Origin of the sequence: Actinomadura chokoriensis (assembly GCF_039529475.1) — a bacterium.
GTDB lineage: Bacteria > Actinomycetota > Actinomycetes > Streptosporangiales > Streptosporangiaceae > Spirillospora > Spirillospora bangladeshensis.
Genome location: NZ_BAAAMW010000046.1, coordinates 21,596 through 27,738 on the forward strand (window position 1 = coordinate 21,596; position 6,143 = coordinate 27,738).

A 6,143-nucleotide genomic window follows, 5' to 3' on the forward strand; every position below is an offset into this window, starting at 1 on the left:
GGCTCACCGGGCGCAACGCGCCAACACCGGACGCGCGGCCTCGTATAGCTCGGTGACGGCTGGTTGGTCCTGGTGAGGTCGGAGGGCATCGAGCACTTCGGTGACCCGTAGACAGACACGGCGTGAGGAGATCTCAGCGGCGAGTGCGAGGAGCTCATGGCCGCAGGCACAGGCCTGCTCGATGTTCAGGTTCTGCGCGTGTGCGATCGAAAGGACGCCGAGGGTGAAGGCGCGGGGCCGTGGTTCGGTTCGGGTGGCCAGGCTCTGCTCGGCGGAGCGGATGGCGTGCCGTCCCATGCCGAGGTTGACATAGCAGCGGGCCTCCTCATGGCGCAGATGCCCGACTCCGTAGGCGTTGATCCAACTGGGTTCGGTCGTCGTTCCGGTTCGCTCGTAGGCGTCCCACACATCGCCGAGGATGCGCTGGGTGCGTGCACGGTTACCGGTCAGCGACCATGCGAGCGCGGCCTTGGTCGTCAGGAAGGCCCGTTCGAGCGGAGGGACCGCGCGCGCTATGCCGACGGCGCCTTCGGTGTAAGCCAACGCCTGGTCCACGTATCCCGCTTTCTGGGCGGGACGTCGGGCGAGTGTGGCTTGGTGCATTTCATGCTCCCCGCGCCGTGACAACACCCACGCCGTCAGGGAAGGGTCGCCCGACTCGTTGGCCATACTCGCGGCCCGGCCCAGCAGGGTGAGAGAGGTATCCGGCCGGTCGGTGTCCAGATTCATCGCCGAGACACGCAGAGTGAACTCGGTGGAGACCGCGAAGAGCCGCCGGCGGAGGGGATGGGATGCGTGTCCACGGAGCCGCGGCTCGATGACGTCGGTGAGGTACTCGGTGGCCTGCCGGCGGATGCGGGTGCCGCCGAACTGCCGATCGGAGGCCATCAGCGCCGCGAGCATGCCGCGGATCGCCTCGACGTCTCCCTCATTGGGATTGGGTGCGGGCGGCGGTTGAGGCCCGTCCTCGAACAGCTCGTCGTCACTCATGCCGAAGGCCCGGGTGTACAGGATGCGGTAGCGCTCGGTGACCCGGACGACCTCGCCCTTCTCCCACCGCTCGATGTAGCGGCGCAGGCTCCGAACGCTCGGCATCTTGTGGGGATAGTCGGCTGCGTCGCGCAGCTCCTGGGCCATGCGGGGGATGTCCCATCCCCTCGTCCGCCGTTCGCGGCGCAGCCGAGCCCGGACCTGTGGGGTCGTCTCATAGGGCATGAGCGTGCACCTCCCTGTCTGTCGGTTGCCGGGCGAACGCTGAAGATGTCGCAAGCTGTCGAACATTGTCGTCTAGAGCTGTGGCGCCCGCCCCAGATTCACTAACAGTGACCAGATCGCCACGCCCTATAGAGAGCCGGTCATCGTGCACCGATTCCCAGAGGATCAGACGCAGCAAGCCGTCGAGCGCCTGCCCGCCGACCTCCTAGTGCCAGACGATCGCCCAACCAGGGCCCGGGTCGCGCACTGCTCTGGGCGTCGTGTCGGCGTCGGCGTTGAACAGATGATGGTGCGGCTGGTGACCCTCCTGACAGCAAGCATGATCAAGGTTGCCCATCCGGTCCTTGGCCAGGTCCTTCCGAGTTCTAGTTGCGGCGAGGACGGCAACAGGGAGAAGGCGCTGCCACGGTGTTGTTGACCAGATGAATGAACAAGACGGCTCTCCCTCGACTCCGGAAAACACATCTTTTGATCTGCCGATTGTGCCCGCCATCCAGGCTTCTCCAGAACGGATAAGGCGGGCGTGGCTGCTGGCCTTGCAAGAGCGATTCCCATACCTGTGCGCTTGGTACGGGCAGTCCACGCGGCATTGGTGGGCGCTGCTCGGCGGCCAGCTCGTTGAGCAGGAGACCGCAGATGCCCTTGCAAGGCAGGTTGCTCGATGGAGAGCTGGCGACCCGCTCTGAACCGTCGGTGCGGATCCCTGTTTTTGCCAGACCTATACACAGCTTGCTTGACGCCATGAACAGAGGCAAGCACTGATTGTATTTCATCCGCCCGCTTTAACGGCCGTATAAACGGCAGGGGCGGCCAAACGACAAGGGGAATGGAAAGTGGAAAAGAAAAGCTGGGGCATGTGCTCTCCGGGTGACTGGCTGCGGGGTTCGGGGCCGATGCAGTGGCGTCGGGTCTACCCGGGCCGAGTGGATCAGGTGCGTGCCGCTCGGGTGTTCGCCGCGACGCTGTTCGAGGGGACCGGCCGTGAAGAGGACGTGGCGCTGGTGGTGGCCGAGCTGTCCACGAACGCGGTCCGGCACTCGCGGTCGGGCAACGACCGGGGCTGGTTCGGCCTGGAGGTCACGCTGTCGGAGATCGCCTACATCGCGGTGACCGATCTGGGCGGGGGCTGCGTGCCCACGATCCGGTCGGAGACGCCGGGGTGCGAGCCGCGGGTGGGCGGCTACGGCCTGCTCACGGTGTCCAAGCTGGCCCTGACGATGGGAGTGCACGGCAGTCCCGGCGACGGATTCACCGTGTGGGCCGACATGGACCTGCGCCGCCCCGCCCAGAACGGCCCGGGGCAGCAGGTGACGCTGGCGTCGTAGGGAGGGCCCAGCCTGCTGATACCAGGCTGGCCCCTCAAGGGACAGCGTAGAAGAACGCTGCTCGCGTCGGGAGGCCCCGTCCGCAGGCCCGCATCAGCCGGTCTACGGACGGGGCCCAGGCGTCTGTGCCGGTTTTGTGCGCCGGCGCTCGCTGCGTGGACGGTGCGGCGTGCTGTCGTCTCTCCGGTCTTGTTTTCAGGGTTCTTATCGGTCTTCTTTTCGGGGTTCTGTCTATGAACAGAAGGTGTTGTTTACGGCGTCCGGGCAGGTCGCAGCGGGTGGTGCATATTCTGTTGGTGGCCCCGACTCGTCACCAGGACGACCCCTGGTAATAGCTTGCGATGTTGGTCTGGTTTTTCTCTGTCCTCTACCTATTTCCTCTGGTCGGTTTGCTGTCCCCCCTCCCTCATCGATACGCCAGCTGTATGCCGGCCCGCCGGTGGCGGTTCGGCGCTAGACCCTTTGCGCCCGAGGTGCGAGGTCGCCGTCGCCCGATGAGTCGAAAAGGCGCGAAGAGGCGTGAAACGCCGCGCATGAGGTGCCGTCGGGCCGCGCCGCCGCGCCTTTTGGTGCACGTGGACTCCGAAAAGGTGGGCGTGCAATGAGGGGCAGGGTGTGAATTGGTGCAAATCTGCTTTACCGTCGGGCGGGTTTAGCGGGTGCGGGCGGGATTGGTTAGGTTGTTCAGCCGTTGAGGTGACTAAAAATGTGGCCGAAGGTGCTTGCCTGGTGGCGCGGCATCGAGAAATGGTCGAGCTCCCGATGAACGGGAACGGCACCGGAATTCCGGTCGCCGGTCACATCGAATGGGAGACGAAATGGCCGCGAAGAACATCACCGGAAATGGCGTCATGGGGAACGGCGTCACGGACAACGAGAACGCCGGAAACGGCGCCGCCGCTGTCACGGGCGGGGCGCGCCCGTCCGGTGCGGCTGGGGACGTGTGGGACGCGCTGACGGGCAACCCGGGTGCGACCGTGACCGCGCTGGCCGAGGCGTCGGGTGTCAGCCGCGCCACCGTCACGCGGACGCTGACCGCCCTGGAGCGCGACGGGCGCGCCGCCCGGACGCGCGGCGGGCGGGACGGCGGTAAGCGCCAGCCCGACACCTGGCACCCGGTCACGGCCACCACCGCCGACGACACCCCGGCCACCGACCACATGCCGGACGCGTCCGCCCCGGATGCGCCGACCGGTGACGCGGACGCCACCACCGACGCGCCGACCGCCGACGACACCGCCCCCGGGCAGGACACGCCGACCGGCACGGACACCGCCACCACCGCCCCGACCGGTGACGCGGACGCCACCGACCCCACGGACGCCGGTGAGGCCGGGGACACGGGGGCGGGGATGGACGCGGCGGCGGTCGCCGAGGCGCGGGACGCGCTGACCGCCCTGCAGGACGCCGTCGGGGCGGCGTTGGCCGCGTTGGACGCCGGGGACGGTGCGGGGGCGCTGTCGGCGGCCGAGGGCGCCTACAGCGGGTCGGGGTTGGTGCGGCGGCTGGTGCGCGCCGCCGCCAACGGGCGCCCGCGCACCGCGTCGGGTGCGCCGCGTTCGGCGCCGGGTGAGATGCGGGCGAAGGTCGCCGGTCACCTGACCGGCCACCGGGGCGCGGCGTTCACCCCGCACGAGATCGCCAAGGTGATCGGGCACTCGGCGGGGGCGGTGTCCAACGCCCTGGACCGGCTGACCGAGGCCGGTGAAGCCGAGTTGGTGTGCGAACGCCCCCGCCGGTTCACCGCCACCACCGGCCGCCGCGCCGGGCGCGCCGCGCGCTGATCGCCCGCCCGACCGCCGCACCGACCGTCACCCGGGGGCGGGCAACCGCGCCACCCGCACCCGCCCCCGGCGTCCCGACCACTCACGCACGCCAAGGAGCCATGCCATGACCACCGTTCCCACCACCCCGACCACCACCGCCGCCCCGACCGCGAGCACGCCGACCGGTAGCACCCCGGCCACGGGCCCTACCGTCCCGGCGCCCGGTGGCACCGGTCGCCTCGGGTCGGGTGAGTTGCGCCGCAGGGTCGCCGCGATCCTGGTGGACAGTCCGAGGGCGACGTTCACGCCGGGTGAGATCGCCCGGAACCTGGGCCGGTCGGCGGGTGCGGTCGGTAACGCGCTGACGGTGCTGGCCGACCGTGGGCAGGCCGATCTGGTGGCGACCGGGCCGCGCCGCTACCGGGCCACCGCGACCACCGGCGACGCCCTCAACGGCGGTGCGCCCGCCGCCCCGACCGTGCGCCGCCCCGCCGCCGCGCCCGCGCCGAAGTCCGCACCCGCGCCGACGTCCGGCACGTCGGGCGCCTCGGGGGCGTCCGGGAAGGGCGGGAAGGCGCCGGTGGGGCCGGTGGTGCGGCCGAACGGGCAGACGTACCACCCGCGCCGGTTGGCGGACCTGCCGGATGTGGCGGCGCTGCAGCGGCTGCGTGAGGCGTCCATCCCGGCGCTGCTGTACGGGCCGCCCGGGACGGGGAAGACGTCGCTGGTGGAGGCGGCGTTCCCGGACCTGATCACGGTGGCCGGGGACGGTGACACCGCCGTCGCCGATTTCGTCGGTGAGTACACCCAGGCGCCCGGCGGCGGTTATGAGTTCGTCTACGGGCCGCTGATCACCGCGATGACCGAGGGCCGCGCCCTGCTCATCGACGACGCCACCCTCATCTCCCCGAAGGTGCTGGCGGTGGTGTATCCGGCGATGGATGGGCGGCGGCAGATCACCGTCAAGGCGCACAAGGGCGAGACGATCACCGCCGCCGAGGGGTTCTACGTGGTCGCCGGTCACAACCCCGGCGTTCACGGCGCCGTGCTCACCGAGGCGCTTGCGTCCCGGTTCGCCGCGCAAATCCGGGTGTCGACCGACTACGACCTCGCCCGCGCCCTGGACATCGAACCGCGCGCCGTGCGCGTCGCGCGCAACCTGGCCCGCCGTCAGGAATCCGGCGAGATCGGTTGGGCGCCGCAACTTCGTGAACTGATCGCCTTCCAGAAGGTGTCCGGGGTCCTCGGGGCCGAGGCGGCGGTCGCCAACCTACTCGGCATTGCCCCCGAAGAGGACCGCGACGTGGTCGCCGAGGTCATGTCCGCCGTCTACGGGCGCACGGTCGCCCCGCTGGCCCTCGGCCAGCAAATCTAACCCGCACCCGCCTGCACATCGCCGCACCGCACCCGCGACCGCACGGACCCGCACGGAGGAACCATGGCAACGCACGTCATCCCCACACCCGCCGCCCCGCCCGCCGCCGGACCGGCGACAGCAACGCCCGCCAGTGCCGCACCCGCACCCGCGCCGGTGAGCGGGTTGGGCGGGGCGTGGCTGCGGCTGTCGGCGGCGTTCACCGACGCCGTGACCGACCTCACCGACCGCGAAGACCTCACCGTGCAGTGCGCGCCCGGCCTCGGGCGAGGCGCCCCGGGTTGTTTCGTCCCGGCGCTGGCCACCATCGAACTCGACGGCACCCACCTGCGCCTGGACCCGGCCACGTGCGACCCGTCCTGGCCCGCCGACCGCGACCGCTACCCCGCCCTGTGGGGCGTCCTGACACACGAGGCCGCGCACGCCACCCACACCCGCTGGGCGGTCCCGGACGGCGCGTCC

5 protein-coding genes are annotated in these 6,143 nt (G+C 70.3%); 4 read left to right on the plus strand and 1 reads right to left on the minus strand.

Annotated features, from left to right (window positions below):
• Positions 1-3 precede the first annotated feature (3 nt).
• Positions 4-1,137, minus strand: coding sequence for an NsdA family TPR-like regulatory protein (locus ABFX46_RS42095; protein ID WP_346050040.1), 1,134 nt, complete (start codon positions 1,135-1,137; stop codon positions 4-6).
• 1,001 nt (positions 1,138-2,138) lie between these two features.
• Here ABFX46_RS42095 and ABFX46_RS42100 point away from each other — a divergent pair.
• The 4 genes from ABFX46_RS42100 to ABFX46_RS42115 form a co-directional block, all read left to right on the plus strand.
• Positions 2,139-2,540 carry an ATP-binding protein gene (locus ABFX46_RS42100; protein ID WP_131943180.1) on the plus strand — a complete coding sequence of 134 codons (402 nt, stop codon included), beginning with the start codon at positions 2,139-2,141 and terminating at the stop codon, positions 2,538-2,540.
• A gap of 818 nt (positions 2,541-3,358) precedes the next feature.
• Positions 3,359-4,324: a MarR family transcriptional regulator gene (locus tag ABFX46_RS42105; RefSeq protein ID WP_346050042.1), complete on the plus strand. Its 966-nt coding sequence runs from the start codon at positions 3,359-3,361 to the stop codon at positions 4,322-4,324.
• 106 nt (positions 4,325-4,430) lie between these two features.
• A complete protein-coding gene (locus tag ABFX46_RS42110; protein ID WP_346050044.1) occupies positions 4,431-5,681 on the plus strand; it encodes an AAA family ATPase in 1,251 nt (416 codons plus the stop codon).
• 63 nt (positions 5,682-5,744) lie between these two features.
• Positions 5,745-6,143: hypothetical protein (locus ABFX46_RS42115; protein ID WP_428831376.1), on the plus strand; the 399-nt coding region annotated here is incomplete at its 3' end.